The sequence below is a fragment of the Lawsonibacter sp. JLR.KK007 genome (assembly GCF_036941135.1).
In the GTDB taxonomy this organism is placed as follows: Bacteria; Bacillota; Clostridia; order Oscillospirales; family Oscillospiraceae; genus Lawsonibacter.
Map to the genome: position 1 here is coordinate 1,584,272 of NZ_JAYWSY010000001.1, position 25,941 is coordinate 1,610,212.

The 25,941-nt window shown below is 61.9% G+C and carries 28 protein-coding genes and 1 tRNA gene; 9 read left to right on the forward strand and 20 right to left on the reverse strand.

Going from position 1 to position 25,941, the window contains the following annotated elements:
• The first annotated feature begins 163 nt into the window (after positions 1-163).
• The 5 genes from VV088_RS08730 to VV088_RS08750 all read left to right on the forward strand — a co-directional run bounded on the left by VV088_RS08730 (position 164) and on the right by VV088_RS08750 (position 4,714).
• Positions 164-895, forward strand: a complete 732-nt coding sequence (locus VV088_RS08730; protein ID WP_334600308.1) for a LytR/AlgR family response regulator transcription factor — start codon at positions 164-166, stop codon at positions 893-895.
• Entirely contained in the window at positions 892-2,271 is a 1,380-nt protein-coding gene (locus tag VV088_RS08735; protein WP_334600309.1) for a GHKL domain-containing protein, read from the forward strand. The genes VV088_RS08730 and VV088_RS08735 overlap by 4 nt, the downstream gene beginning before the upstream one ends.
• A gap of 134 nt (positions 2,272-2,405) precedes the next feature.
• Positions 2,406-3,044 (forward strand): DUF6033 family protein, encoded by a 639-nt coding sequence (locus tag VV088_RS08740; RefSeq protein ID WP_334600310.1) that lies wholly within the window; start codon positions 2,406-2,408, stop codon positions 3,042-3,044.
• A gap of 19 nt (positions 3,045-3,063) precedes the next feature.
• Positions 3,064-3,693 (forward strand): hypothetical protein, encoded by a 630-nt coding sequence (locus VV088_RS08745; protein ID WP_334600311.1) that lies wholly within the window; start codon positions 3,064-3,066, stop codon positions 3,691-3,693.
• 13 nt (positions 3,694-3,706) lie between these two features.
• Positions 3,707-4,714 (forward strand): hypothetical protein, encoded by a 1,008-nt coding sequence (locus VV088_RS08750; RefSeq protein WP_334600312.1) that lies wholly within the window; start codon positions 3,707-3,709, stop codon positions 4,712-4,714.
• A gap of 266 nt (positions 4,715-4,980) precedes the next feature.
• Here VV088_RS08750 and VV088_RS08755 read toward each other — a convergent pair.
• Both VV088_RS08755 and VV088_RS08760 read right to left on the reverse strand, forming a co-directional pair.
• Positions 4,981-5,065, reverse strand: a tRNA-Leu gene (locus VV088_RS08755).
• Between the two features lie 73 nt (positions 5,066-5,138).
• Complete coding sequence (locus VV088_RS08760) at positions 5,139-5,549, reverse strand: DUF3842 family protein (protein WP_334600313.1); 411 nt, start codon at positions 5,547-5,549, stop codon at positions 5,139-5,141.
• A 68-nt stretch (positions 5,550-5,617) separates the two neighbouring features.
• On the opposite strand from VV088_RS08760, the gene VV088_RS08765 reads away from it, so the two are divergent.
• A complete protein-coding gene (locus VV088_RS08765) occupies positions 5,618-5,860 on the forward strand; it encodes a hypothetical protein (protein ID WP_334600314.1) in 243 nt (80 codons plus the stop codon).
• On the opposite strand, the gene VV088_RS08770 is transcribed toward VV088_RS08765, so the two are convergent.
• Positions 5,838-6,686: a patatin-like phospholipase family protein gene (locus VV088_RS08770; protein WP_334600315.1), complete on the reverse strand. Its 849-nt coding sequence runs from the start codon at positions 6,684-6,686 to the stop codon at positions 5,838-5,840. The genes VV088_RS08765 and VV088_RS08770 overlap by 23 nt on opposite strands.
• A 140-nt stretch (positions 6,687-6,826) precedes the next feature.
• Here VV088_RS08770 and VV088_RS08775 point away from each other — a divergent pair, with 140 nt between their 5' ends.
• The 3 genes from VV088_RS08775 to VV088_RS08785 all read left to right on the forward strand — a co-directional run bounded on the left by VV088_RS08775 (position 6,827) and on the right by VV088_RS08785 (position 9,994).
• Positions 6,827-7,528: a 5-bromo-4-chloroindolyl phosphate hydrolysis family protein gene (locus tag VV088_RS08775; RefSeq protein WP_334600316.1), complete on the forward strand. Its 702-nt coding sequence runs from the start codon at positions 6,827-6,829 to the stop codon at positions 7,526-7,528.
• 144 nt (positions 7,529-7,672) lie between these two features.
• Positions 7,673-8,863, forward strand: coding sequence for a toxic anion resistance protein (locus tag VV088_RS08780; protein ID WP_334600317.1), 1,191 nt, complete (start codon positions 7,673-7,675; stop codon positions 8,861-8,863).
• Between the two features lie 15 nt (positions 8,864-8,878).
• Complete coding sequence (locus tag VV088_RS08785; protein ID WP_334600318.1) at positions 8,879-9,994, forward strand: TPM domain-containing protein; 1,116 nt, start codon at positions 8,879-8,881, stop codon at positions 9,992-9,994.
• A 150-nt stretch (positions 9,995-10,144) separates the two neighbouring features.
• Here the strand turns inward: VV088_RS08785 and thiI are convergent, their stop codons facing one another.
• The 17 genes from thiI to VV088_RS08870 form a co-directional block, all read right to left on the reverse strand.
• Positions 10,145-11,311: a tRNA uracil 4-sulfurtransferase ThiI gene (thiI, locus tag VV088_RS08790; protein ID WP_334600320.1), complete on the reverse strand. Its 1,167-nt coding sequence runs from the start codon at positions 11,309-11,311 to the stop codon at positions 10,145-10,147.
• An 11-nt stretch (positions 11,312-11,322) separates the two neighbouring features.
• On the reverse strand, positions 11,323-12,198 hold the full coding sequence (gene rsgA / locus VV088_RS08795) for a ribosome small subunit-dependent GTPase A (protein WP_334600321.1): 876 nt from the start codon (positions 12,196-12,198) through the stop codon (positions 11,323-11,325).
• Between the two features lie 8 nt (positions 12,199-12,206).
• On the reverse strand, positions 12,207-14,270 hold the full coding sequence (pknB, locus tag VV088_RS08800; RefSeq protein ID WP_334600322.1) for a Stk1 family PASTA domain-containing Ser/Thr kinase: 2,064 nt from the start codon (positions 14,268-14,270) through the stop codon (positions 12,207-12,209).
• 55 nt (positions 14,271-14,325) lie between these two features.
• Positions 14,326-15,045 carry a Stp1/IreP family PP2C-type Ser/Thr phosphatase gene (locus VV088_RS08805; protein WP_334600323.1) on the reverse strand — a complete coding sequence of 240 codons (720 nt, stop codon included), beginning with the start codon at positions 15,043-15,045 and terminating at the stop codon, positions 14,326-14,328.
• Between the two features lie 33 nt (positions 15,046-15,078).
• Positions 15,079-16,104, reverse strand: a complete 1,026-nt coding sequence (rlmN, locus tag VV088_RS08810) for a 23S rRNA (adenine(2503)-C(2))-methyltransferase RlmN (protein WP_334600324.1) — start codon at positions 16,102-16,104, stop codon at positions 15,079-15,081.
• Between the two features lie 5 nt (positions 16,105-16,109).
• Entirely contained in the window at positions 16,110-17,438 is a 1,329-nt protein-coding gene (gene rsmB, locus VV088_RS08815) for a 16S rRNA (cytosine(967)-C(5))-methyltransferase RsmB (protein ID WP_334600478.1), read from the reverse strand.
• A gap of 83 nt (positions 17,439-17,521) precedes the next feature.
• The gene (locus VV088_RS08820; RefSeq protein WP_334600325.1) at positions 17,522-17,890 is read right to left on the reverse strand and encodes a hypothetical protein; all 369 of its coding nucleotides are present in this window, start codon (positions 17,888-17,890) and stop codon (positions 17,522-17,524) included.
• Positions 17,890-18,813, reverse strand: coding sequence for a methionyl-tRNA formyltransferase (gene fmt / locus VV088_RS08825; RefSeq protein ID WP_334600326.1), 924 nt, complete (start codon positions 18,811-18,813; stop codon positions 17,890-17,892). Before fmt ends, VV088_RS08820 begins: the two co-directional genes overlap by 1 nt.
• Positions 18,810-19,343, reverse strand: coding sequence for a peptide deformylase (def, locus tag VV088_RS08830; protein WP_334600327.1), 534 nt, complete (start codon positions 19,341-19,343; stop codon positions 18,810-18,812). The genes fmt and def overlap by 4 nt, the downstream gene beginning before the upstream one ends.
• Before the next feature lie 14 nt (positions 19,344-19,357).
• Entirely contained in the window at positions 19,358-21,826 is a 2,469-nt protein-coding gene (gene priA / locus VV088_RS08835) for a replication restart helicase PriA (RefSeq protein WP_334600328.1), read from the reverse strand.
• Between the two features lie 100 nt (positions 21,827-21,926).
• A complete protein-coding gene (gene rpoZ, locus VV088_RS08840; protein ID WP_334600329.1) occupies positions 21,927-22,136 on the reverse strand; it encodes a DNA-directed RNA polymerase subunit omega in 210 nt (69 codons plus the stop codon).
• Between the two features lie 34 nt (positions 22,137-22,170).
• Positions 22,171-22,776: a guanylate kinase gene (gmk, locus tag VV088_RS08845; RefSeq protein WP_334600330.1), complete on the reverse strand. Its 606-nt coding sequence runs from the start codon at positions 22,774-22,776 to the stop codon at positions 22,171-22,173.
• Positions 22,773-23,036 (reverse strand): DUF370 domain-containing protein, encoded by a 264-nt coding sequence (locus tag VV088_RS08850; protein WP_334600331.1) that lies wholly within the window; start codon positions 23,034-23,036, stop codon positions 22,773-22,775. The genes gmk and VV088_RS08850 overlap by 4 nt, the downstream gene beginning before the upstream one ends.
• Positions 23,037-23,049: 13 nt before the next feature.
• Positions 23,050-23,928, reverse strand: coding sequence for a YicC/YloC family endoribonuclease (locus tag VV088_RS08855; RefSeq protein WP_334600332.1), 879 nt, complete (start codon positions 23,926-23,928; stop codon positions 23,050-23,052).
• A 14-nt stretch (positions 23,929-23,942) separates the two neighbouring features.
• Positions 23,943-24,473: a hypothetical protein gene (locus tag VV088_RS08860; RefSeq protein ID WP_334600333.1), complete on the reverse strand. Its 531-nt coding sequence runs from the start codon at positions 24,471-24,473 to the stop codon at positions 23,943-23,945.
• Positions 24,474-25,070, reverse strand: a complete 597-nt coding sequence (locus VV088_RS08865; protein ID WP_334600334.1) for a J domain-containing protein — start codon at positions 25,068-25,070, stop codon at positions 24,474-24,476. It abuts the gene before it with no gap.
• Positions 25,067-25,933, reverse strand: a complete 867-nt coding sequence (locus VV088_RS08870) for a DUF5685 family protein (protein ID WP_334600335.1) — start codon at positions 25,931-25,933, stop codon at positions 25,067-25,069. Before VV088_RS08870 ends, VV088_RS08865 begins: the two co-directional genes overlap by 4 nt.
• Positions 25,934-25,941 lie beyond the last annotated feature (8 nt).

The window sequence follows — 25,941 nt, forward strand, 5'->3', positions numbered from 1 at the left end:
CCGTCCATAGCTTTTTGTCACAGGAGGGGCATGGTTTCATAAGTGTGATATACTATCAGACAACCTCCTCACGGTCCAGTCACGCTCTTAAACCGTCCAGTCACGTCAACCGGCTTTTCCTCAGCGCCCATTTGAACGAAGAAATACACAGAGGAAGCGTAACATGATAAGAATTGCCATTTGTGATGATGAAGCCAGCATCCGCGCCTACCTCACGTCCCTGATCCGGGCGCAGTCCTGCCCCTGTGAGATTGTGGAGTACCCTTCCGCCAGCGCCTGCCTGGCCGACCGCCGGGAGCTCGACCTGCTTTTTCTGGACATAGAGCTGGCCCCCTCCGGTTCCGGCCTGGACGGCATGGCCCTGGCCCGGACCATCCGGGAGCGGTCCTCCGGGACACAGCCGGTCATGATCTTCGTGACCGGCCACCAGCGGTACGTGTTCGACGCCTTTGATGTGGGGGCGTTCCAGTATCTACTGAAGCCGGTGGACGAAGAAAAGTTTGCCCAGGTCTTTGCCCGCGCCGTGGAACAGATTGAGGCGGGCCGTGTTCAGCCGCAGCTTTCCCATGCGCTCACGCTTCAATCTGCTGGCACCAGCCGAACCGTACCGCTGGACAGCATTTATTACATCGAAAGCAGCAATCATAAGGTTGTGTTGCGTTTGAAAGACGGGGAATTTTCCTGCTACGCGAAAATCCGGGATTTGGAGGCGGAGCTGGGCGATCAGTTCTTCCGCATCCACAAGGGTTATCTTGTTAATCTCGCCTATGTGGAGGGGTACAGCAAGACGGAGCTAACGCTGACCAATGGGGAAAAGCTGTTGATCTCCAAATACAAGTATCAGGACTTCGTGAAAGCCTACCTCCGCTTTGTGAAAAGGGGGGCCGGTCTATGAGTGAAACAGGATTTCGGATATTCAATCAGGTATTTTCCACTGGGGCGGAATTGACATACGCCACCCTGCTCACTGCCTTTTTCCGGCCTTTCGTTCCCCAGGACAAACGGCGGCGCGGTCTGCCCCTTGTTTTTTCCGTCTACATTCTGTTTGAGATCGTCTGCAGCCGGGCGGCGCTGCCCCAAGGCTCCTTCGGGCTGATCCTGATGGCGATGCTGCTGGCGGTATCCAAGTGGATCGGCCTGGAAAAGCCGTTTGTGTTCCTTCTGACGCTGCTCTATTTCAACGCCAGAATTTCCAGTGGCCTGATGGTGCAAAGTCTGTATTTTATCGTGGAGCGGTCAGTCCCCTACCGCCTGGAACCGCCAGAGGCGGTCTTTCTCCGCGCCGTCCTGCTGGTCACGCTGTTCCTGCTGTCCCACGCCTCCATGCTGGCCGTCATGCTCTATGCCCTCCAACGGCAAATGCGAAAGCAAAAAATGACGCTCCACCGGCGGGAGCTGTGCTATCTCGCCCTGGTGCCAACAGCGGGGATTCTGTTCGGACAGGTGATCTCCCGGCTGCTGATTGAGTTCAAGGACGGCGTTCTGCTCCAACTCTATGAGCGGCATCCGGCGTTTTTGGCGGTAATCCCGGTGCTGGCCCTGCTGTTCTACGCCGGGGCCTATCTGACCATCGCGTTTCAGCAGGGTATGGCCGCACTCCGGGAGGAACAGGCCACTCACTACATGGAATACCAGCAGACCCAGGCGATCCGGGCGCGTATCCATGAGGCGGAACAGTTCTATGCCCGCATCCGCCAGCTGAAGCATGACATGCGGGGCCACCTGACCAACATCAAAGGTCTGGCGCAGAGCGGCGAGTACGCCAGTCTGACGGACTACATCGCCCGGATGGACGAGAGCATGAGCGGCTTTGAGCTGACGCTCCAGACAGGCAACCCGGTCACGGATGTGATCGTCAACGACGCCCGGCGGCGGAGCGAGGCCCTGGGCATCCGGTTCCAGGCGGAGTTCCATTACCCGGAGCCGGGGGCCTATGATGCTTTCGACATGGGTATCATCCTCCAAAACCTTCTGCAAAACGCGGTGGAGGCTTGCGAGAAGGTCAGCGAGGGTGAGCGGTTTATCGTGCTGACTGGAAAGAGAAAAGGACGTTTCTTTCTGATCGAGGTCAAAAACTCTTTTGTAGGTGAGGTGGTATTCGGGCAGGACGGCTTGCCTGCCACAACGAAACAGGAGGACGCCTCCATGCACGGCATCGGTCTTGCCAACGTGCGCCGGGAGGTGGAGAAGTATATGGGAGAATTGGAGCTGAAAGCAGTTCAGCGGGAATTTTCCGCAACGGTTCTATTGCAGGAAGGGAGTAGTTTATGAGCAGCATGATTGATTGCGGATATTTGAACAGGATGTATCGTCCCCTGCCCGAAAACCGCAACGTTCGGAGTACGGCGGCGCGGACGTCCAGCTTTCTGGACATGGCTTCGAGGGCTGGCAGAGGCACGGCTGATGTGCTGGAGGTCAGCGGTAAGCTGGAAGTTTCCGAAACGGATGAAACGTCGAATGTGGACGCCTATCTGGAGCATTTGAAAAAGAAATATGGGCGGGTGACAATCGAAAGCATTGGGAAGGATCAGGCAAGCCTTGAAAAAGCTGGCAAGCGCATGAGCGGCAACGATGTTGTGATTGCACCCAATATCCTGAAAGAAATGGCGGGTGACGTGAAAAAAGCACTCTATTATGAGCAAAAAATCGACTATTTTTTCAACACCGTTATCCCCCAAGGAAATGCGATTTGTGCCGCACAGGGCTTGGTTTTTGAGCCTTGCGGAGTGGTAGTCCATGAGGACGGAACCGTGACTTATATTTGCGGGTGCAGTGATTCCCCGGAGCGTGTGGCCGAGGTAAACAGAATCAACGCTGAAAAGGCCAAGAAAAAAGCGGAACAGCAGCGGCAGTATCAGGAGCAGTCTGCGGCGGCCGCGGCACGGCGTAGGGCCATGTGGGAGCGTACCGCACAGGCCGAGGCGCTGGAAAAATCCTTTTCCAATATCGGTGATTTGCTGAAAACGCGGATGGTATCCGCCCCCGCTATCACGCCGGAGATTTCTTTACCAGCAGGAGCAAATATGTTTTTCCTCAATATGTAATGTCGGGAAGGGTGATACAATGAGCAATACGATTCAACCGGGTTACGGGATGCGAACATACAGCTCCCCTACAAAGGCCCGTGAAGCAAGGCAGACCGGGACGCAGGGCAGCAGCTTCATGGATATGGCGGCGCGGGCCAGTGAAAAGAAAAATGATGTATCTGAGATCAACGGAACAGAGGTCACCCAGCAGAAAGCGGAGTTATCGAAAGCAGAGGAAATGCAGCTCTTTAAGAAAGAGTTTTATGAGGACTTGTCGAAAATAATCTGCAATCCAACAGTAAGTAATGCGGCTGTCAATATATCGGACGCAGCATTTCAAGCGATGAAAGATGATCCAGAATATAGGGCACAGGTTCTCTCTTTGCTTCAAAGGGATTTGGGGGCTTCTTTTGCCCCAAGAAATTGTTCTATTCTGATTACTGTTGGAACAGACCTCAATCAATACAGAGCCGATTCATGGCCTGTTAGTAATGATTCTGAATTTCATTCACGCGCAAAAGGCAGCTTTTGGGAACAGCGCATGGAACGTCATAAAAAATATATGGAACTTGCCGAGGAAGCCGCAGCAAAGCGGCGGCTGATGATGAAGCTCCGCATGAACGGCGGTTCCGTCAGTGCCGCAGAACTTTTGATGGGTCTGCTTTAAGGGAGGATATATCATGAGCAATACGATTCAGCCGAGTTACGGGGCGCAGACATACAGTACCCCCACAAAGGCCCGTGAAGCAAGGCAGACCGGGACGCAGGGCAGCAGCTTCATGGATATGGCGGCACAGGCCAGCAGAAGCAGGGCCGACACGTTCACCACCGGCCTGGGCGGTCTGGCAGGCATGGCGGCGATGCCCACCAGCCTGATGATGGATCTGGCGGTTCGCTCCGGCGGACAGGTGCAGGCCGCAGGAACGGAGGCGGTAGAGGCCCCCTCTCTGGAAACCATGCTGAAAGCCAAGTATCCCAACATCCACTACCACGTCTTTGACGCCAGCAGCGGTTATTGGCGCACCCGGAACGACTACCCCCACTACCTGTTGTACCAGGACGGGGACAAAGCAAAGGAAACGCTGGAGAATTGGCAACCCACCGGGGCCAACCCCTTCTACGGCTCCATCGACGGCCGGTTCACCGCTCCCAAGGAGATTCACGCCCTGGGCAACGTCCCGCCTGGAAGCAAGGCCGTGGTCATTCATCCCAAGGTGCAGGAGCGCATGGAGCAGGACCCGGCCTACGCCCAGGAGATCTTTGCGAAGATCGACACATGGTTTGCTTTTGACGTAGCGCGGAACGAGGCCATCATCCCCGGAAGCACGGCGGGGATGTCCCAGGCCGTCGCCATCGGGGAGGACGGGAACATCTGCAACGCCTGTTCCTCCAGCGCGGGCGGCGAGATCACCTATTCCAAGAGCGGTTCTGACGATGAAGAAAGCTGGTGGGATTTGCGTATAGCCCGCCACGCCGAGTTTATGAAGCTGGCGGTGGAAAAGCAAATTCAGCGGCACATCCAGGCTGACCAGCTGGCCGCGTCCGCTGCGGCCAGGTCCCAGCTTGCCGCCATGCTGACGGGCGGGAACCTGCGGGAGATTTTCGGCAGCGAGATTGCCGGTATTCCCACTGAAACCGTTCTGACAATCACACAGTCCCAAGTTTGGGGCGGCGGAGCCAGCCTGTAACGGTCCCTTGACGGGATGACGCCCGAAACCGCATGACGCCGCAGATATGGTGCATATTGCGATAGACCGGGTTGCCTATCTCCTCTGTACTGGTGGTTTCCTGGCCGCAGGAAACCACAAAAGCCGCCCGGCAGGTCATAGACCCACCGGGCGGTCTGCATTGTATCGTTTACCATATTTACGAAGTATGTACTCTCATAACGGTCAAAGAAAACCAATAATCCGAACCCATCCCCAATCGGAAACAGGTTCGGACTATATGGGTTTGGTACGCCTGAAGGGACTCGAACCCACACGCGTTTCCGCACGAGAACCTAAATCTCGCATGTCTACCAATTCCATCACAGGCGCTTATCCCATAACATACATCATACAGGAATCTTCCCCAAAAGTCAATCGCCTTGGGAGGATTCTCCTCTGATTTTTACAGGTCCAGCTCCGCCGCCAGCGCCTCTACCGCCTGCGCCGCGTAGGCGGGCAGGGGCAGCTCCTCCACGCCGGCCACCACTACGCCGCAGCTGTTCACCGGCACCAGATATTTCTTCCCCCGGCAGCTGCCCACCGCCTCCGCCATGGCGGGGGTGACCTCCCCCAAGATGGCGTTGGCCACTACGATCCCCACCGGACCCAGTACGCCGTCCGCATCCATAACATTGCGGACCACCGGATTCTCTCCGGTCGCGCCAACGTCCGCCCCCGCCTTCAGCATGGCGGCAGTGGCCACAGCATTGGTCCCCAGCGCGCAGATCTGGGCCTGGGGCAGCCGCTTCCGGAGTCCTTCCACCAGCAGACTGCCCAGCCGGCCGCCCTGACCGTCGATCACTACAAGTTTCACCGGCAAAACTCCTTTTCTCCGTACCCATGGAATGCTATCCCGCATAGGATAATCCAGGGGTGGTCCTATTGTCTTTGTATAACGCCAACAGTGGACAGCTGCTCACCATAGCGGTAGCCTTTTCCGCCGCGCTGTCACAGGGTCTGGACCAGGCCCAGCTGGCCAAGCTGGGCGCCTTTTTTACCATCGTTGGGGATACCCTGGCCCTCTATGCGCTGGAGCCCGCTCAGCCCGGCACGGCCGCCGCTCAGAACGGGACGCCGGCCAGTGCCGCCGTCACCTCCGCCATCAACCTTGGAGAAACCCTCTGATCTCCTCCAGGCGGTCCACCGCCGCCTGATAGCCTGCGGCCCACAGCAGGCGCAGCTTTTCGGTATCCCGCTCCGTCCGGGCCACGCCCAGGGTGGACTCCGGCGCAAGCACCAAAAGTCTCCCCTCCCGCTCCGCCTGGAACAGCTGCTCCCGGTCCTGGTTGTAGACCTCCGCCCGCCGCTCCATGACCTCCAGAAATACAGGGTAATCCTTATACCGCCTCCGGACCAGCTTCATCCCCTTGTCCGGCTTGCGGCGGTAGCTCCGCGGACGGGTCAACACCACAATGACCCGTTCGCACTTGCTCAGCGCCCGCCGCCAGGGGATGGCGTCCCCAATGCCGCCGTCCAGGTAGGGCTGACCGTTGATCTCAAACACCGGAAACAGCAGAGGCATGGCGCAGCTCGCCTGAAGGACGGTGGACTCTTTGTCCCTCCGGGGGACGGGCAGATAGTCCGCCCTCCCGGTGTTCAGGTTCGTAACCACCGCCTCCACCTCTCCGGGGAAGGCCGCGAAGGTATCATAGTCGAAGGGCACCAACTGATTGGGGATGATGTCATAGGCAAATTTCCGGCCAAAGTAGCTGCGGTTTTCCTTGTCCGCCAAATTGCGCCAGCCCATGTACCGCTTATCCGGAGCAAACCGGGTGACCACCTCCAGGTTGCGCCGGGGCTGGCGGGATACATAGCTTACCCCGTAGGCAATCCCCGCTGACACGCCGATCACATAGTCCGTCATAACTCCGCCGTCCAGCAGGCCGTCACATACGCCGCTGGAATAGATCGCCCGGAGGGCCCCGCCCTCCAGAACCAGTCCTGTCTTCATAAAAAACCTCCTGCGCCCGCAGCCGGGCGCTTTTTATTATACCCCACCTCGCCTCAATTTGCAAACTGTTCCAATTTCCTTGACACTTCCAGGCGTTTGGGGGTACAATACAGAGGATATATTCTATGCGGAGGTACGTCATGACCACCCAGAAAAAAGTGTCCGTTTTGCCCATCTACTTGGTGGGCTTTGCATGGCTGGGCTATGCCCTGCTCTTCCCCCTGCGCGCTCCGCTCCACTATGCGCTGTGCGCCGGGCTGTCTCTGGTGGTTTACACCATCGGCAAGGCCATCTGGCCGGACAAGGTCTATCAGACCCCTGATGCCCCCAAGACGGAGGCCAAAAAAACCGAGTCCAAGAAGGAAGAACCAGCCGATCCCCAGGTAGCCGCCCTCCGAACGGAGCGGGATCGGGCGGTGTCCGAGCTGCGCCGCCTGAACGACGCCATCCCGGACCCGAAGATTTCCGCCCAGATTGACCACCTGGAGGAGGTCACCGGGAAGATCATCGACCACGTTATCGAGAAGCCGGAATCGAAGCCGCAGATTTCTCGTTTCCTGGACTACTTTCTGCCCACCACCCTGAAGCTGCTCAACGCCTATGACCGGATGGACTCCGCCGGGGTGTCGGGCAGCAACATCAGCGCCACCAAGGCCAAGGTGGAGCAGATGCTGGACACCCTGTGCGCCGCCTTTGACAAGCAGCTGGATTCCCTCTTCGGGGACGAGGCTCTGGATATCTCCACCGACATCACCGTCATGGAAAACCTGCTGGCTCAGGAGGGGCTGTCCGGCCCCTCCAAACCCACCGGCGGGACGGACGGACCCAAGCTGGAGCTGTAGGGCGGGACGACCCGGCCCGCCCCTCTCCAACCCGCAAATTCCAACGGGCGGCCACAGGCCGCCCCTACGGATCCGTGCTTTTCGCCTTTAACGCGGTCCTTTGGTGGATCACCTATACCAAAAAACAACAGGAGGAACAAAATCATGAGTGACGAACTGAATCTGAACACCACCCCCGAGCTGACCTTCGAGCCCTCCGCAGCCCAGGCGGTGGAGGCCCCGGCGCTGACCCTCACCCCCTCCGCCCCGGAGGCCCCTGCGGCTCCCCAGGCGGCTCAGGCCGCCCGGGACGCCAACGCCGTCAAGCTGGACGAGTCCATGCTCAGCGAGGCGGAAAAAAAGATGGTGGACGACTTTGCCCAGAAGATCGACATCACCGACAGCAGTTTGGTGCTCAACTACGGCTCCGCCGCCCAGAAGAACATCGCCGCCTTCTCCGAAAGCGCCCTGAACAACGTCAAGACCAAGGACCTGGGCGAGGTGGGCGAGGCCCTGTCCTCCCTGGTGGTGGAGCTGAAGACCTTCGGCCAGCCAGAGAAGAAGGGCATCGGCGGCTTCTTCCAAAAAAAGAAAAACGAGCTGGAGGCTCTGAAGGCCAGCTACTCCAAGGCGGAGACGAACGTGGAAAAAATCGTCAAGGTGCTGGAGAACCACCAGGTCACCCTGATGAAGGACATCGCCCTGTTCGACCAGATGTATGAGCTGAATACCAAATATTACAAGGAGCTCACCATGTACATTCTGGCCGGCAAAAAGCGGCTGGAGTACCTGCGCACCCACGACCTGGCGGAGCTGAAGCAGAAGGCGGAGACCACCGGCGCCCAGGAGGACGCCCAGGCCTACAACGACTTCGCCAACCTGTGCAGCCGCTTTGAGAAGAAGCTCCACGACCTGGAGCTCACCCGGATGATTTCCATCCAGATGGGTCCCCAGACCCGCCTGCTCCAGAACAACGACACCCAGATGCTGGAAAAGATCCAGTCCTCTCTGGTGAACACCATCCCCCTGTGGAAGAGCCAGATGGTGCTGGCCCTTGGCCTGGAGCACGGCCGTCAGGCCACTGCGGCCCAGTCCGCCGTCACCGATATGACCAACCAGCTCCTCCAGAAGAACGCCGACATGCTGAAGATGGGCACCATCGAGACCGCCCGGGAGGCCGAGCGGAGCGTGGTCTCCATCGAGACCCTCCAGCACACCAACCAGCAGCTGATCACCACCCTGGATGAGGTGATGAAGATCCAGACCGAAGGCGCTCAGAAGCGGAAAGAGGCCGAAGCCGAGCTGGGCCGCATTGAGGGCGAGCTGAAGCAGAAGCTGCTGGAGCTGCGGGGCTGAGTTTAGGAGAACGCTATGAAATTTTTGCAGAAAACCTGGGTGGCCTGGCTGCTCACCGCAGTCATGATTGTGGGAGCGGTGGCCATCGGACGGGCTAAGCCCTCCGCCCCCGCAGCCTCCCCCTCCACGCCGGCGGCGGACCTCGGACTGGACACCAGCTTGTCCACCAAGCAATTTGCCGACTATATCTGGGACGAGGCGGGCGTGCTGTCCTCCAAGGAAGAGGAGGCGATCTGCCTCTACAACGCCAACTGGGCCCAGCGGTATGACAGTATCATTGCCGTGGCGGCGGTGAGATCCGTCAGCGGCAGTCTCGACGACTACGCCTACGACCTGGGCGAAGAGATTGAGCTGGCGTCGGCGGACGGCATTTTGGTCATTGACACCTCCGCCAAGGACGCCTACCTGGCGGTGGGACCCGACTATCCCCTCACCGACGGTCAGATCACCTCCCATATGGACAACGAGCTGTATCCCTACGTCCAGTCCAAGGACTACGGGACCGGCATTCAGAATCTGTTCCTCAGCCTGAATCAGTATTACGTGGACAACTACGGCCTGGGCTATCTGGACAACAACACCTCTCCTGCGCCCGGTGGGATCTACGGCGGGAACACCTTTGCAGGCGTTGTAATGCTCATCTTTATTCTCATCGCCATCGTGATCGTTGTCAACGCCATCGACCGCATCCGCTACAACACCTACCGCCAGCAGTACTACGGCGTAGTCAATCCCCCGGTGATGTTCCGGCCCATTTTCTTCTGGCACGCTCCGGGTTCCCTCTGGTTCCGGCGGAACTGGCGGCAGCCCCCTCCTCCGCCCCCGCCCAGAGGACCGGGTCCCGGTCCGGGACCTGGCCCCGGCAGCCGTCCCGGCGGAGGTAATCACTTCACTGGCTTCGGCGGTCCCAAGGGGGGCAGCTCCAGCGGAGGCTTCTCCAGCGGTCCCAGAGGCGGAGGCTTCTCCGGCGGCTCCCGGGGAGGCGGCTTCTCCAGCGGCCCCAGGGGCGGAGGCTTCTCTGGCGGCTCCTTCGGCGGCAGCCGGGGCGGCGGGTTCTCCGGCGGAGGCAGGAGCGGAGGAGGCTTCTCCGGCGGCGGCAGCTCCCGAGGCGGCGGCTTTGGACGGAGATAGCGTCACCCGGCGCATCCCTTCGCTGGCTGGAGGTCCCCAGTAGGGGAGCTATCCTTCAAAAAAATCCCTGGCAGGACGCTTATTGCGATTTCCTGCCAGGGATTTTTGGTTGTTCGACACACGGGCGCTGCGGCCGGCTGCCGCCTTTTGTTATACCTGAACGCGCTCAATGCCGTCCACAGCGGCCCGGACCATCCCCTCGATGTCCAGCGCCTGCTCCGCCGCCTCCAGCTCCTCCAGCGTGGGACGCAGCCGAGGATGGCGGGGGGTAAACACGGTGCAGCAGTCCTCATAGGGGAGGATGGAGGTGTCATAGGTGCCGATCTTTCGTGAAAGCTTGACGATGTCCTCCTTGTCCATCCCCACCACCGGGCGGAGGATGGGCAGGTCCACCACTGCGCCAGTGACAGCCATGGCCTCCATGGTCTGGCTGGCCACCTGGCCCAGGCACTCGCCGGTGACCAGGGCCTTGGCTCCGCACCGCCGGGCCACCTGCGCGGAGATCCGCATCATAAACCGGCGCATGACCAGGGTGAACAGCTCCTGGGGGACCGACCGGCGCAGCTCCTCCTGGATGGCGGTGAAGGGCACCACATGGACGGTGAGCCGTCCGCACCAGGGGGTGAGCAGCCGGGCCAGGTCGAGGACCTTCTCCTTGGCCTCGTTGGAGGTGTAGGGGTAGGAGAAAAAGTGGACCATCTCCAGGGCCACCCCCCGCTTGGCGATCATCCAGGAGGCCACCGGGGAGTCGATGCCGCCGGACAGCAGAGACACCGCCCGGCCGTTGATGCCCACCGGCAGTCCTCCCGCCCCCGGCTCCGGATCGGCGTGGACAAAGGCGGCGTAGTCCCGGATCTCCACATGGACGGTGAGCTCCGGGTGGTGGACGTCCACCTTCAAATCGGGGTAGAGCTCGTCCAGCTCGCCGCCCACATACTGGCTGAGCTGGATGGAAGTCATGGGAAAGGTCTTGTCCGCCCGCTTGGTCTCCACCTTGAAGGTCCTGGCGGCGGACAGCTTATCGTCCAAATACTCCCGGGCGGCGGACAGGATGGCGTCCTTGTCCTTCTCGCAGGCCCTGGCCCGGGACAGGCCCACCACCCCGAAGACCTTGGTCAGCGCCTCCCAGGCCCCGTCCATGTCACACCCGCCGTCCATAGGTTCTACATAGGTGGTGGACTGGCGGGTGTACACCCGGAACTGGCCCAGGTTATTCAGGCGGCGGTAGATGTTGGCCTGAAGCTTATCCTCAAAGCTGCGGCGGTTCAGGCCCTTCAGGACCATCTCGCCCAGCTTGAGGAGGATCATTTCGTTCATAGTTACCCCTCTTATGTTTCGTTTCGCTCCCAATCCGGGATGGCTTTCGCCTGCTCATACAGGCGGACATAGCTCTGATGGCGGGTCGAAGAGACCGCCCCCGACCGGACCGCCGCCAGAACGGCACACCCCCGCTCTTTCACATGGGCGCAGTCCTGGAACTGGCACTGGCCCAGATAGGGGGCGAACTCCCGAAAGGCATATTGCAGCTCCTCCTTCCGGGCCAGCTCCCTCCGGTCCACCTCGAAGGAGGAAAAGCCCGGCGTGTCCGCCGCCAGCGCGCCGCAGGACAGGCGGAACAGCTCCACATGACGGGTGGTGTGCCGTCCCCGGCCCAGCTTTTCGCTGATCCCGCCGGTGGGCAGGGAGAAGTCCGGCTCCAGCGCGTTCAGCAGGCTGGACTTGCCCACCCCCGAGTTGCCGGTAAAGGCGCACACCTTTCCGGCCAGCTCGAGGCGCAGGGCCTCGATCCCCTCCCCGGTCTCCGCGCTCACCCGGAGGGTGGGAAAGCCGGCCTTCTCATAGATCGCCGCCAGCTCCTCCCCTGGCTCCAGGTCGCACTTGTTGATGCAGACCAGCGTCTCACAGTCCCGGCTCCGGGCAATCGCCGCCACCCGGTCGATAAGGAAGGGGTCGGTCACGGGAATCGCCTGGGAGGCCACCACGACCAGCAGGTCGATGTTGGCCACTGCGGGGCGGTAAAACTCGTTCCTCCGGGGCAGGATCTCGTCCAGCGCACCGGAACCGTCCTCCAGGGGGGTAAAGCGCACCCGGTCTCCCACCAGGGGGGTGAGCCGGGCGTGGCGGTGCTTTCCCCTCGCCCGGCAGGTCACGACGGACGCCCCGTCGTCCACATAGTAAAAGCCGCTGAGGGCCTTTCGGATCATGCCCTCCCTCATTCGTCGAAGTTTACAGGGATGGTGCCTGTCGCTACGCCGTTGATATAGTAGGTCAGGGTCTTGGAGCCCGTCCCGCTGACCTGGAAGGTCACCGCCGTATCCATATTGGTGTCCACCGTCTCTCTGCCGATCTCGCCGCCGTCCATAAACAGCTGCACGGTGATGGTCCCCTCAAAGCGGTCCAGCTGATCCACCGTAACGTACTTGGTACCGCTGGAGGGGACGGGAGGATCGGGCGGCTGGGTGGCGGGGTCGGGGCCCTTGCTGATGACCAGGTTGACCTCGGTGCCCTCTGTCACCTCGGAACCCTCCAGGGGGTACTGGCTGATGACCTTGCCCTCCTCGATCTCGTCGTCATACTCCTCCTGCTCCACATTGCCCTGCTGCAAATTCTTATTGTCGATCTCGGCCAACGCTCTGGCCTTAGTCATCCCCACCAGCCCTGGCATGGGGAAGGGCTTATCCTCCGGACCCTTGCTCACCACCATGTGGACCTCTGTCCCTGGGGGCAGCTCCACGCCCTCCGTGGGCGTGTAAGAGATGACATAGCCCTGCTCGACCGTCTCAGAGAACTCATAATCGGGCACGGCGGCCTTCAAGCCAATGTTGCGCAGAGTGGTGGATGCGTCCTGGAAGTTCATGCCGTCCAGGTGGGGCACCGGTATGATCTCCGGCCCGCCGCTGATGGTGACCTTGATCTCGGTGATGGTCTCCCCCACCTCCTTATCCTCCTTGGGGTCCTGGTCGATGATGGTGCCGGGGTCAGCGTCGTCAGCGATGGTGTCCCCCTCAATCAGGGTGAACCCTGCCAGCAGCTCGGTGTCGTCCTTGACATCCTCATACATCCTGCCCACCAGATTCGGGACGGAATGGGTCTCAGGCGGAGCAAACACTCCGGCAAAGAGGGTGTTCCACAGGAAGTAGGCCACCAGCCCTACAAAGAGCAGCACAGCGGCCACCGCCAGGAAAATGGGCCAAACGGACCCCCGGCGGCGGACCGGCTCGTCATCCTCATACCGGCGGCGCTGAGGGGGGTAGTCCTCCTCCTCGTCCTCGTACCGGCGGCCGGACCGGCGGCGCGGAGGGGGATAGTCCTCCTCGTAGCTGTCCTCATAGCGGCGGTCTGGGGCCTGCCGGACCGGCTGGTGGACAGGGCGGACCTGGGTATATTCCTCCTCTGGGACCTCCTCGGGGTCGAAATCGGAGGAGTTGTAGTCAAAATTGATGTTGGGGTTTTTCCGAAACTCCTCCAGGTCGGCCAGCATATCGTCGGCAGAGAGATAGCGGTCGTCTGGGTTGGGCGCCATGGCCTTCATAGTGATGGCCTCCAGCGCCTCCGGGATGGAGGGGTCCAGCTCCCGGGGGGACAGGGGGATGGAATTGATGTGCTGGATGGCCACCGACACCGGGGTATCCCCCTCGAAGGGGAGCCGTCCGGTGATCATCTCGTAGAGCACCACCCCGGCGGAGTACAGGTCGGAGCGGCTGTCGATGTGGCTGCCCCGGGCCTGCTCCGGGGAGATGTAGTGGACCGAGCCCAGGGCCTCCTGGGTCAGGGTGCTGTGCCCGCCGGAGGCCACCCGGGCGATGCCGAAGTCGGCCACCTTCACGCTGCCGTCCCGCAGGACCATCACGTTGTGGGGCTTGATGTCCCGGTGGATGATCCCCCGGCTGTGGGCGTGACCCAGGGCTTTGGTGATCTGGATGATGAAATGAAGCGCCTCCCGCCAGTTCAGGCGGTTGCCCTTTTTCTGCATGTACTGCTTCAGGGTGATGCCGTCAATGAGTTCCATCACGATGTACTCCAGCTCGGAGGAGCGGCTCACATCATATACGGCCACAATATTGGGATGGGACAGCATGGCGACGGCCTGTGACTCGTCATGGAAGCGGCGGCGGAACTCGGCGTCCTGGGACAGGTCCTCCCGCAGAATCTTGATGGCCACCAGCCGGTTCAGCCGGTGGCACCGGGCTTTGTACACCTTGGCCATGCCGCCGGTCCCCACCAGCTCCAGTATCTCATATCGGTTGTCGAGTAATTTACCGATGTAATGATCCATGGTAAATATCCTCCTTATCATTCAGGATATCCCGTCTCCGAAGGGGGGCGGTCTATCAGCGTTTGACTAACACTGCCGTCACGTTGTCCGGCGCGCCCCGGCTGAGGGCGATGTCCAGCAGCCGCTGGCAGCACTGCCCATCTTCTCCGCCGTGGATCACCTCATAGAGCATCTCCTGCTCATTGACCACGTTGCTCAGCCCGTCGCTGCACAGCAGGAGATAGTCCCCCTCCTCCAGTGCCTGGCGGAAGCAGTCGGCCATCAGGACGGGTTCCGCCCCCAAAGCCCGGGTGATCAGGTTCTTGTGGGGGTGAGTGCGGGCCTGCTCCCGGGTCAGCTCGCCCCGCTCCACCAGGTCCTCCACCAGGGAGTGATCCCGGGTGACCAGAATGATCCCCTCGGCGTTGATGTGGTAGCACCGGCTGTCTCCCTCATTGAGGATCACCGCCTCCCGCTCCCCGGCCAGCACCGCCACCAGGGTGGTGCCCATGCCGGTGCAGGCCTCGTCGTGAATGGAGCGGGCAAAGATCTCCTGATTGGCCACCGAGGCGGCATGGCCAATCCGCTCCTCCACCGGGCCGTCCTGGCCCGGTTTGAAAAATTCCTCCATGAACCGCTCCACGGCCATGGTGCTGGCTACGTTGCCTGCCCGCGCTCCGCCCATGCCGTCGCACACCAGGGCGATCACCCTGCCGTCCTCCAGCACTCTGGCCGCGTAGGCGTCCTGATTCTGTTGGCGTACCGCGCCGCGGTCGGTCACTCCCCATACCTGCATAGCGTTCAACCTCGTTTCCGCCGAAAAGCCGGCTTATGTCTCTTCTTTCATCGCCTTGCGGCGAAGCTGTCCACAGGAGGCGTCGATGTCACCGCCCAGCTTTCGCCGGACGGTTGCCGTCACGCCGTGCCCCTCCAGCCGCTTCTGAAAGGCCGCCACCCGGCGGCTGGGCTTCAGAGGGCTCTCCTCCACCTCGTTGAGGGGAATGAGATTCACATGGGCCGGAGCGCCCTTCAGCCGTCTGGCCAGCAGATCCGCCTGCCAGTCGGAATCATTCACCCCGTCGATCATGGCGTATTCATAGGAGATGCGCCGCCCGGTGGTCTCAAAATACCGGCGGCAGGTTTCCATCAGCCGCTCCACCCCCACGCTCCGGTTCACAGGCATAATCCGGGACCGGGTCTCATCATCGGGCGCGTGGAGGGATACCGATAAAGTCAATTGTAACCCATACTGGGCCAGTTTGTCAATTTCGTCCACTAAACCGCAGGTGGACAGGGAAATGTGCCGCATCCCGATGTTCAGCCCGTCAGGGTGGTTCACCAGGGTCAAAAAGCGCAGGACCGTGTCAAAATTGTCCAGCGGCTCCCCGATCCCCATCAAAACGATGTTGGAAATGGGCGCTCCGCTGTCAATTTGGGTAAACAACACCTGATCGATCATTTCTGCCGGGGTCAGGTCCCGGACCTTCCCTGCGATGGTGGAGGCGCAGAAGGCACAGCCCATCCGGCAGCCCACCTGGCAGGAGATACACACCGTATTGCCGTGCTGGTAGCGCATGAGCACCGACTCCACGCAGTTGCCATCGGCCAGCCGCCACAGATACTTGATGGTGCCGTCCTGCCGGGACTCCTGCCTCCGGGCCACGGCGGGCGGGGCCAGCAGGGCGGTCTCCCCCAGCCTCTGCCGCAGGGCTTTGGATAGGTTGGTCATCTCCTCGAAGGAGGTGACCCCCCGGTACAGCCACTGAAATATCTGCTTGGCCCGGAAGGCGGGCTCCCCCTGGCCCTGAAGCCAAGCGGTGAGTTCCTCCAGGGTCATTGATTTTATATCAACCAAAGAGTTCACTCCTCTTTGCGCAGTTTACTGATGAAAAATCCGTCCGTCCCCTGGCGGTGGGGCCAGAGGGTGACCATCCCCCCTCCCCCGTCCGCCACGTGCTCGGGCAGACGGAACGCCTCCGTCCTGTATTCCGGGTGGTCCGATAAAAAGCCCCGGACCACATCCTCATTCTCCCGGCGGAGGACGGTGCAGGTGGAGTAGACCAACACCCCGCCGGGCTTCACATAGCGGGCGGCGTTGTCCAGAATGGCTCGCTGGACGCCGGGCAGGCCAGTCAGCGGGGCCGGGTCCTTGTAGCGGATGTCCGGCTTCTTCCGGATCACCCCCAGGCCGGAGCAGGGGGCGTCCACCAGCACCCGGTCGAAGGCAGCCTCCCACTCCGGACGAAACGCCTTGCCGTCGGCGGTCACAGGGGAAAGATTGGTCAGACCCAGCCGGTCCGCGCCGGCCTGAATCAGCCTTTTCTTGTGGGGGTGGAGGTCGCAGGAAATCACCTCTCCCCGGCCCTCCATCTGAATGGCGCAGGCAAAGCTTTTGCCGCCGGGGGCGGCGCAGCAGTCCAGCACCCGCATCCCCGGCCGAGGGTCCAGGGCCAGCGCCGCCAGCTTGCTGGCCGGGTCCTGAACGTAAAACAGGCCCTGCTGAAAGGCGGCCAGCCGCTCCAGATTGCCCGGCTTGGACAGGATCAGGCAGTCCGCCAGCCAGGGGTGGGGCTGGGTTTGGATTCCCTCCTCCTCTAGCATCTGGGCCAGCTGCTCCAGGGTTGTCTTCGTCGTATTCCCCTGGGCGGTGATAGGGGGCTGGCTGTTGTTGGCCGCCAGCAGCTTGGCCGTCTCACCGCCGCCCAGGGTGGCGAGCAGCTCCCGCACCAGCCACTCCGGATGGGAGTAGCGGGTGGACAGATCGCTCACCGGGTCGGTCTGCGGGATGGCGGGCAGGCGCTCCAGGCTGCGCTCCAGACTGCGCAGGATGCCGTTGACCATCCCCGCCGCCCGGGGGTTCTTACAGTGCTTCCGGGTCAGCTCCACCGAGGTGTTCACCGCCGCGCTGTGGGGGATTTTTTCCAGAAACAGCATCTGGTAGGCCCCCAGCCGCAGGGCCTCCACCACCTTGCCCTCCATCCGTTTCAGGGGAAGGCTGGAAAAGTGTGACAGATAAAAGTCCAGCAGCAGCCGGTTTTGGAGCACGCCGAAGCACAGCTGGGTGGCCAGCGCCCCGTCCCGGCTGTCCAGTCCGGCGGCGGCCAGCCGCTTTTTCAGGATGGCGTCCGACCATCCCCCCTGCCGCTGGCAGTCGTTCAGCGCCAGCAGCGATACTTCCCGGGCGTCCATACTTCTCACCGGCCTTTCCTCTTCTTTTCTTTTGAAAAAGAAAAGAAGCAAAAGAAAACTTTGGAAAAAACTTCGTTTTTTCTCTACAGCCCCAGACAGAGAATCGCATCCTCATGGGTAATTGCAATGACCCAGTCCATAGTTCCGTCAAACACATAAGCGTCAACACTTTCCCAGGGTTCTAACTGACAAACATACTCCACAACCGCAGAAAACGTGGTTCCGTACAAAAGATTTTCTGGTTCCCGGTAAAAAACCACTCGCTTATCTCCTGGGATATTCAAGTGTGACAATTCTTCGGTTGGCAGGCAGCGGGGCTTATATTGAGGCAAAAATGAGTTCCACATCAGTATGACGCGGGTCATCCGTTTTCGGTCCACATAGCGGTCACGGAAACGCTCTATAATCAAGTTGGGGGCAATCGCCTGGCCATAGCTGGAAAAATCCTGCATCACTTCACCTGAATCGGATTCCCTGCCAGGTAGGCGGCAGCAGACATCTTCTTTTTACCGGGGGCCTGGAGCTCTAAAATACGCAGGACCTGGCCATCGCCGCAGGCGATGTCGATGCCCTCCTTCCCTGCCGCCACAATGACGCCGGGGCAGGCGGATGACTTCGTTCCGGGCAGGCAGGAGCGGTGAAGCTTCATCGTGTCCCCGGTAATCACGTCGGTGGTGGCTGACGGCCACGGAACCAGCCCTCGGATTTGATTATGAATCTCCCAGGCGCTTCGGGTCCAGTCGACGGGGGACAGCGCCTTGGACAGCATGGGGGCCAGGGTGGCCTGTTCGTGGTCCTGGGGGATGCGGGAGGCGGTCCCGGCCTCGATTTGGGCCACCGCCTCCAAAATCATCTTCCCACCCAGCTCCGCCAAGCGGCCGTAGAGCATCTCCGCCGTTTCTTCGGGATGGATGGGCGTGGACTGCTGGAGGATCACGTCCCCTGCATCCAGCTCGGAGGCCATGTGCATGATGGTGACGCCGGTTTCCACCTCCCCGTTGAGGATGGCCCAGTTGATGGGGGCGGCCCCCCGGTACTTGGGCAGCAGGGAGGAGTGGACGTTGATGCACCCCTTGAGAGGCAACGCCAGAATCTCGTCAGGGAGGATACGGCCGTAGGCCGCCACCACAATCAGCTCCGGAGCCAACTCCCGCAAAATAGTCAGGGCGGCCCCATCCCGCAGCTTTTCCGGCTGGTATACCGGAATACTGTGGGTCTGGGCGCACACCTTCACCGGCGGGGACTGGAGCTTGTTCTGGTGCCGCCCCACCGGCTTGTCCGGCTGGCAGAACACCCCAACCACCTGGTGCTCCTGGATCAGCGCCTTCAGAGAGGGGACGGCAAATTCAGGAGTCCCCATGAAAACGATTCTCATCTTCTTCTCCTCCTGCGCCGCCTGGCGTTCTCCTCTTTCTCCTCCTGGGACATGATCTCGTCCAGCTCCTCGGCGGTATAAAGGCGGTCAGTGTGCTCGGCGTACATATGGCCCTCCAGGTGCTCCAGCTCGTGGCAGTAGCACCGGGCGGCCATCTCGGTCCCCTCGATTTCGAACCAGTTGCCATACCGGTCCTGAGCCCGCACCCGGACCCAATTGGGCCGTTTCACCTTGCCCCACATGCCGGGCAGGGACAGGCAGCCCTCCCAGCCGTCCTGCTCCCCCTCCTGGGCCAGCAGCTCCGGGTTGACAAGCTCGATCATCTCATCCAGCTCCGGGTCAGGCACCACAATCACCGCCCGGCGAAGGATACCGATCTGGGGGGCTGCCAAACCAGCGCCGTTGGCATCCGACAGGGTCTCCTTCAGATCGTCCAGCAGATCGGCCAGCTTGCCGTCAAACTTGGTCACTGGGTGGCACACCTTGCTCAGTGCCGGGTCATCCTGGGTCAAAATCGTTCGGATCGACATACTCTTTTCTCCTTCTAGCTGTTATAGGGGTCCACATCCGCATAGATGGAGACGCCCTTGTTTTCTTTATCCTTTTGGGCCGCCCGGAGCAGATAGGACAGCAGGTTCCGAAAGGCTTTCTCGGGCTGGCCAGTGAGGGTAAGGCGGTAGCGGTAGCGGTTGTTCACCTTGGCGATGGCCGCAGGAGCCGGTCCCAGCAGCTGCCACGGTCCGGGGAGGCTGGGCAGCTCCGCCTCCAGCGCCTGGCGCAGGCGGGTACAGCCCCGCAAAACGGCCCCCTCCTCCAGACCGGAGGCAGTGACTACCACGTGCTGGGCAAAGGGCGGGTCCAGACGCAGACGCCGCAGCTCAATCTCCTGTTCGTAGAAGCAGTCATAGTCCTGGCGGGCGGCACAGCGGATTACGTCGTTGTCCGGGGTGAAGGTCTGAATGACCGCTCTCCCCTGCTTCTCCCCCCGTCCCGCCCGGCCCACCACCTGGGTGAGGAGGGAAAAGGTCCGCTCCGCCGCCCGGAAGTCGTCCACATAGAGGGACAGATCAGGGGCGACCGCCCCCACCAGGGTCACGTTCTCAAAATCCAGCCCCTTGGCCACCATCTGGGTGCCCACCAGGATGGGGATTCTCTCCCGGCGGAACCGCTCCAGCAGCTCCTCGTGAGGGTGGGCGGCGGACACCGTATCCGTGTCCATCCGCAGCACCTCCGCCCAGGGGAACTGGTCCCGGAGCTCCTCCTGGACCCGCTGGGTGCCGGTGCCCACAAAGCTCAGCAGTCCCCCGCAGGAGGGACACGCCGGAGGCAGCTTTTGGGAATAGCCGCAGTGGTGGCACATCAGCCGGCTGTTGACCGAATGGTAGGTCAGCTTGACCGAGCAGCGGGGACACTCCGGAGCCTGGCCGCACTCCCCGCAGAGCACCATCCGGCTGGCCCCCCGGCGGTTGAGGAACAGGATGGCCTGCTCCTCCCGCTTCAGGGTCTCTGCCAGCTCCTGGTGCAGGACCGAGCTGATGGAGCCGGCATTGCCCTGGCGCAGCTCCTCCTTCAGGTCCGCGATGAGCACCTGGGGCAGAGCCCTCTGGTTATACCGGTTCTTCAGCCGGAACAGCCCGATCTGGCCCTCCCTGGCCTGGTACATGGTCTCCACCGACGGGGTGGCCGAGCCCAGCACCAGCAGGGCGTTGTTCTGGACACAGCGGTATTTGGCCACGTCCCGGGCGTGGTAGCGGGGAACATTTTCCGACTTGTAGCTGCCCTCCTGCTCCTCATCCAGGATGATAAGGCCCAGGTCTTTCAGGGGTGCGAACACCGCCGACCGGGTTCCGATCACCACCTGGGCCTCGCCCCGGTGGGCCCGCTTCCACTCGTCGTACCGCTCCCCCGCCCGGAGGGAGCTGTGGAGCACCGCCACCTGACTGCCGAAATGGGCGGCGAAGCTCCGCAGCAGCTGGGGGGTCAGCACGATCTCGGGCACCAGCACCAGAGCGGTCCGGCCCCGGTCCAGCGTCTCCTGGATCAGACGGATGTACACCTGGGTCTTGCCGCTGCCCGTCACGCCGTAGAGCAGGGCGGCGGCGGGTCCCTCCTGCCGGGCCAGGGCGTCCAGCCCCTCGAAGGCCGCCTGCTGTTCCCCGTTGAGTACAGGCGGCAGGGCCGGCTCCACATCCTCCAGAGGGGTCCGGCGCAGCACCTCCTGCATCTCCAGAGTGAGAATCCCGCTTTTTTCCAGCGACTTGAGCGTCTGGGGAGACGCCCCGGTAAAGTAACATAGGTCCTTGGCCGACGCCGCCCCAAGCGCGCACAGCAGCTCTGTTACCGCGTAGCGCAGGGGGGCGGTCTTCCGCCGGGGGGCCACCATCGCCATGGCGTCCTCCACCGGGACGGCCAGCACCGCCAGCTTCTCCGTCTTGTCCCCTACCGCCCGCTGGGCGGCGGTCTCCACAACGGCCGCTCCCGCCTCGGTAAGCCGGCGGATGGCGGGGTTGGGGTCCCGGGTCCCGAAGGCCAGGCGGATCTGCTCCATGTCCCCCTTCCCGCCCCAGCTCCACAGCAGGTCCAGCAGCTGGACGGCCGCAGGCGCGTCCCCGGCGGCGGCGTAGGCCCGCGCCCGGTCCACGCCCGGCTTGATGGCCACGCAGTCCCGCAGGGAGAAGTACAGCCCCGCCGGCAGCATGGCTTTGACGCAGTCGTAGACGGTGCAGAAATACCGCTCCCGCATCCACAGGGCCAGCTGGACCGCCTTTTCGTCCAGCACCGGCTCCTCGTCCAGCGCCGCTTGAATGCTCTTCAGCGGCTGTCCGGCGGAGGGGGCCTCAGAAACGGACAGCACCAGCCCGTCCGACCCCCGGTTGCCGGCGGCGAAGGGCACCAGCACCCGCATCCCGGGAACCACATGGTCCTCCAACCCGGCGGGGACCAGATAGTCGTAGGGGCGGTCAATGGCATAAACAGCCTTTGCAACAGCCACCTTTGCAATTTTCCGTCCCAAGGCTGTCACCTCTCGCAAAAAGATAAAGGCCGGCGCCCTGGCAGCCCGCTTTATCGGAGTAATCCAATAAAACGGGGCGGCAAGGGCGCCGCCCCCCTGCTTATTCCTGTTCCGAGACCTCGGGCTGGACCTCCAGCTTGCCGTCGGCCACCGCCTGAATGGCAATGCTCACCGGCTTCTCGGCCAGGGGTTCGCCGGACATTTCGGCGTCGCGGGCAATGCGGCGGGCCTGACAGGCCACCACATTCACCAGCTCATAGCGGCTGGGCACCTTTTCCAGCAGGTCCTTCATCGCGGGATACAGCATCATAGCAAAGACTCCTTCATGTCATATAATACTATTGTTACGCAAACTGCGCCAGAATAGACTTTCGATTCTCCACTCTGCACTCTGCGGCCTTCAGGATGGCCTCGATCTCCGCCACAGCCCCCGACACCTTGTCGTTGATGACCAGGTAGTCGTAGCTGGGGATCTCCTTAAACTCGATTTTGGCCTTCTCCAGCCGGCCGGCAATGACATCCTCGCTGTCGGTGTTTCGCCGGTGGAGCCGCCGGGACAGCTCCTCAAAGGAGGGGGGGATAATGAAGATAAACAAAGCGTCCGGGCACCGGGCCCGCACCTTGGCCGCCCCCTGGACCTCGATGTCCAGCAGCACGTCCACCCCCGCGTTCAGCTTGTCCTGGATGGCCTTCAGCGAGGTGCCGTAGTAGTTGTTCACGTACTCGGCGTACTCCAGCAGCTCGTCGGCGGCGATCATCCGCTCAAACTCCTCCCGGACGACAAAGTTGTAATTCACCCCATCCTGCTCGCCCACCCGGGGCTGCCGGGTGGTGTAGGAAACCGAAAAGTAGATGTTCTCCCGCTGGCCGAACAGCTCCGCGATCACCGTGCTCTTGCCCACGCCCGACGGCCCGGACAGCACGATCAATTGTCCCTTCTCCTTTTTCATGGCTCCTCCTCTCCTCCGTCCCGCGTCTCATCCCCTAGACGGCCCGCGATCACCTCCGGGGAGAGGGCGGACAGCACCAGATGGTCGTTGTCCATAACCAGGACCGCCTTGGTCTTGCGGCCATAGGTCGCGTCAATGAGGATGCCCCGTTCCCTGGCCTCCTGGGTCATGCGCTTGATGGGAGCGGACTCGGGGCTGACCACCGCCACCAGCCGGCCGGCAGAGACCAGACTGCCAAAGCCGATGTTGATGAGCTTCAACGGCGCCTCCCCCTTACTCAATGTTCTGGACCTGCTCCCGGATCTTTTCGATCTCCGCCTTGATGTCCACCACCTGGCCGGAGATTTCGATGTCGCTGCACTTGGAGCCGATGGTGTTGGCCTCCCGGTTAAACTCCTGGATGAGGAAGTCCAGCTTCCGCCCGGTAGCCCCCCCCTTGGAGAGCATCTCCCGCAGCTGGCCGATGTGGCTGCGCAGGCGGACGGTCTCCTCGTCCACCGCCACCTTGTCGGCAAAAACAGCCGCCTCGGTAAGGATGCGGGCGGGGTCGATCTGGGTGCTGGCCAGGACCTCGTTCATCCGGGCCTCCAGCTTGGCACGGTACTCCGCCACTGTCTGGGGGGACCGCTTCTCCACGACGGCCACCTTTTCTTCGATGGCGGCAGCCCTGGACAGGATGTCCTCCTTCATCCGCTCTCCTTCCCGGGTGCGCATCTGGTCGAAATCGACCAGAGCCTGGTCCAGAACGGAGCAGATATCCCGCGCCATCTCTTCCACATCCTCCTCGGCCTTCTCGGCCAGGAGGACCTCCGGGAACCGGGACAGCAGGGAGACAGAGATCTCTCCCGACAGCCCGTAGTCCTCCGACAGCTGCTTCAGCGCGGTGAAATAGCCATCCGCCACCGGCCGGTTTACAGACACCTGCACCTTGCCGGCGCTGGAGCTGTCCAGGGTGACGAAAACGTCCACCTTTCCCCTGGAGATTGCCCCTTGCACCTGGGTCTTGATGGCGTCCTCCGCAAAGAGGTACAGCCGGGGTATGCGGACACTGCAGTCCAGATAGCGGTTGTTCACGGAGCGAAGCTCCACAGTAATGGTACAGCCGTTGAAGGTCTCCTCCGCCCGGCCGTACCCGGTCATGCTTTTGACCATATCGTTCACTCTCCTTAATGTCCTTTCGCACGGCCAAGCCGAATGCGCAAAAGGGTAATAAGTCGGGATAACCCAATATCGTAAATCACAAAGACCCCATAGCCCCCCAGGTAGAGGAGGAGCGTATGGTCTGCCAGCCACCCAGGGGGCTCCGGCATAAACAAAGCTTTCAGGAAAAACCAGAACAAAGTAAGCTCCCCGCCAAACAGCGCCAGCTTCAGGCACCACTCCAGCCACCGCCGGTCCAGGGACTCCAAACGGCCCTTGACCACCGGGTACAACCCCAGGAAGGCCAGAAACATCACCGCGACGCCCTTATCCGGCAGCAGGATCAGACCAAGAAGGGACGCCGCCGCCCAGCACAGATACCCCGCCGGCCGGCCGGCATACAGAGCGGCGGCCATGGGGAACAGTCCGGCCGCCGCAGTCAGTCCCAACCGGCCCGAGGGAGCCGTGCAGGCCAGCCACAGCAGCACCAGGCTGCCAGCCGCCAGTACGCCGCCCAGCGCGGTATGGCTGCGCCGGGTTCGATCTGTCCACGCCATTTAACAACGGCCTCCTCCGCACAGACAGTTGAGGCACATCAACGTGGTACAGCAGTCCATGGCGTCCATCCCCGTGGAGTAGCCCGCAGGCCGGTATCCGCCCATGGACCCCCGCTGCATAATGGTCAGGGCTTGACGGTACTCCACATTGTTGGGGTCCATCTGGACGGCCCGGGTATAGTTCTGCATAGCCTCGTCCATCCAGCCCTTGCGGTAGGCGATGCTGCCGGCGAGGAAATACCACTCCCCGTCCTTCTGCCCCACCTCGTAAAGCAGCTGCTCCGCCTGCATCAGATCGCCCCCGTTGATCAGGTTGCGGATTCGGATATAGGAGGGATGGGCGGACGCCGAGGCATAGCCGTTCCGCTGGCCGCCGGGAGCGCCGGAGAAGCTCCCCGAATAGCCGCCGGCACGCTGCTTGGTGATGGTGTCGTAAGCCTCGTTGATCTCCTTCATTTTCTCCTCTGCCAGGTCGGCCAGGGGGTTATTCTGGTAGTTGTCCGGATGATACTTCCGGGCCAGCTCCCGGTAGGCTTTTTTCACCTCGTCGTCGCTGGCGTTCTGGCTGACTCCCAAAACACTGTACGGGTCTCTCATGTGTCGTTTCTCCAAATCTTTTGTTTTTTTATATCCTTCCAGGTCCCATCAAACACGGCCTTCTCCACCAGAGGCAGGCCAAGATACACGATATTTTCCAGCAGCGCCGTCCGGCAGCCGAAGTCCCCCAGCTGAAGGGCGGCCCCGATCTGCGCCAGGGAGTGGTCCATGGTCTGCCGCAGGGCTTCGTCGTCCCCATCGGGGCCATACCGGGCCGCCGCCGGGTTGTAGCGGCCGGCCAGCCTGTCCTCCTCCCAGTCGTCCCGGGCGTCGGCCAGGTAGATCCAGCGCCCCAGATGGTACAGCAGCTGAGACAGCACACGTCCCCGCTCCCCCTCCTGGGGCGCGGCGGCCTGAAGCAGACGGGCAAAGGCATCCGCCGTCCGGTCCAGCGAGGTGCACCGCTCCCGCTCCAGCACAGCCAGCTCCTTCAGACAACGCTCCGCTGTCCGGTCGAAGCCGGGACAGCGGCGGGCCGCTTTCCGGTAGGCGGGCCGCAGCAGGACGGACAGTGCCCGGGCGGGCAGACCCCTCCCAAAGCCCTCGTCCTGGACCGAATCCCGCAGCTTCCACCAGGCCAGGATCACGCTCTCGTCCGCAGCCAGCTCCAGCGCCCCGCTGTCGGGACACATGGGCAGCCGGCGCAGCGGATTGGCGTGGCACCGGCCCCGGCAGGGATGGAAACGGTCCTCCGGTTCCCACAGGAGCAGGGCCAGAAAGGTGAAGTCAAAGTTGAGGAGCATGGGGGCCGCCAGCCCGTACCGCCGCCGCAGGCACCGGCACAAGCCGCAGTAGGTGGCCCGGTACAGATCAAAGTCCTTGCATTTCAGCTCCGGACGGAAGGGGCGCACATAGCCGAACATCCGTCCGT

Coding starts and splice junctions, on each gene's coding strand:
- VV088_RS08870 (WP_334600335.1), bottom strand. CDS start 25,933: ATGTTCGGCTATGTGCGCCCCTTCCGTCCGGAGCTGAAATGCAAGGAC.
- VV088_RS08805 (WP_334600323.1), bottom strand. CDS start 15,045: ATGCAGGTATGGGGAGTGACCGACCGCGGCGCGGTACGCCAACAGAAT.
- rpoZ (WP_334600329.1), bottom strand. CDS start 22,136: ATGATGCTGTATCCCGCGATGAAGGACCTGCTGGAAAAGGTGCCCAGC.
- def (WP_334600327.1), bottom strand. CDS start 19,343: ATGTCGATCCGAACGATTTTGACCCAGGATGACCCGGCACTGAGCAAG.
- thiI (WP_334600320.1), bottom strand. CDS start 11,311: ATGAACGAAATGATCCTCCTCAAGCTGGGCGAGATGGTCCTGAAGGGC.
- VV088_RS08780 (WP_334600317.1), top strand. CDS start 7,673: ATGAGTGACGAACTGAATCTGAACACCACCCCCGAGCTGACCTTCGAG.
- pknB (WP_334600322.1), bottom strand. CDS start 14,270: ATGGATCATTACATCGGTAAATTACTCGACAACCGATATGAGATACTG.
- fmt (WP_334600326.1), bottom strand. CDS start 18,813: ATGAGAATCGTTTTCATGGGGACTCCTGAATTTGCCGTCCCCTCTCTG.
- VV088_RS08745 (WP_334600311.1), top strand. CDS start 3,064: ATGAGCAATACGATTCAACCGGGTTACGGGATGCGAACATACAGCTCC.
- VV088_RS08865 (WP_334600334.1), bottom strand. CDS start 25,070: ATGAGAGACCCGTACAGTGTTTTGGGAGTCAGCCAGAACGCCAGCGAC.
- VV088_RS08730 (WP_334600308.1), top strand. CDS start 164: ATGATAAGAATTGCCATTTGTGATGATGAAGCCAGCATCCGCGCCTAC.
- gmk (WP_334600330.1), bottom strand. CDS start 22,776: ATGAAAAAGGAGAAGGGACAATTGATCGTGCTGTCCGGGCCGTCGGGC.
- VV088_RS08820 (WP_334600325.1), bottom strand. CDS start 17,890: ATGCAGGATTTTTCCAGCTATGGCCAGGCGATTGCCCCCAACTTGATT.
- VV088_RS08735 (WP_334600309.1), top strand. CDS start 892: ATGAGTGAAACAGGATTTCGGATATTCAATCAGGTATTTTCCACTGGG.
- rsgA (WP_334600321.1), bottom strand. CDS start 12,198: ATGATCCGAAAGGCCCTCAGCGGCTTTTACTATGTGGACGACGGGGCG.
- VV088_RS08855 (WP_334600332.1), bottom strand. CDS start 23,928: ATGGTCAAAAGCATGACCGGGTACGGCCGGGCGGAGGAGACCTTCAAC.
- VV088_RS08750 (WP_334600312.1), top strand. CDS start 3,707: ATGAGCAATACGATTCAGCCGAGTTACGGGGCGCAGACATACAGTACC.
- VV088_RS08785 (WP_334600318.1), top strand. CDS start 8,879: ATGAAATTTTTGCAGAAAACCTGGGTGGCCTGGCTGCTCACCGCAGTC.
- VV088_RS08860 (WP_334600333.1), bottom strand. CDS start 24,473: ATGGCGTGGACAGATCGAACCCGGCGCAGCCATACCGCGCTGGGCGGC.
- VV088_RS08770 (WP_334600315.1), bottom strand. CDS start 6,686: ATGAAGACAGGACTGGTTCTGGAGGGCGGGGCCCTCCGGGCGATCTAT.
- rsmB (WP_334600478.1), bottom strand. CDS start 17,438: ATGGACGCCCGGGAAGTATCGCTGCTGGCGCTGAACGACTGCCAGCGG.
- VV088_RS08775 (WP_334600316.1), top strand. CDS start 6,827: ATGACCACCCAGAAAAAAGTGTCCGTTTTGCCCATCTACTTGGTGGGC.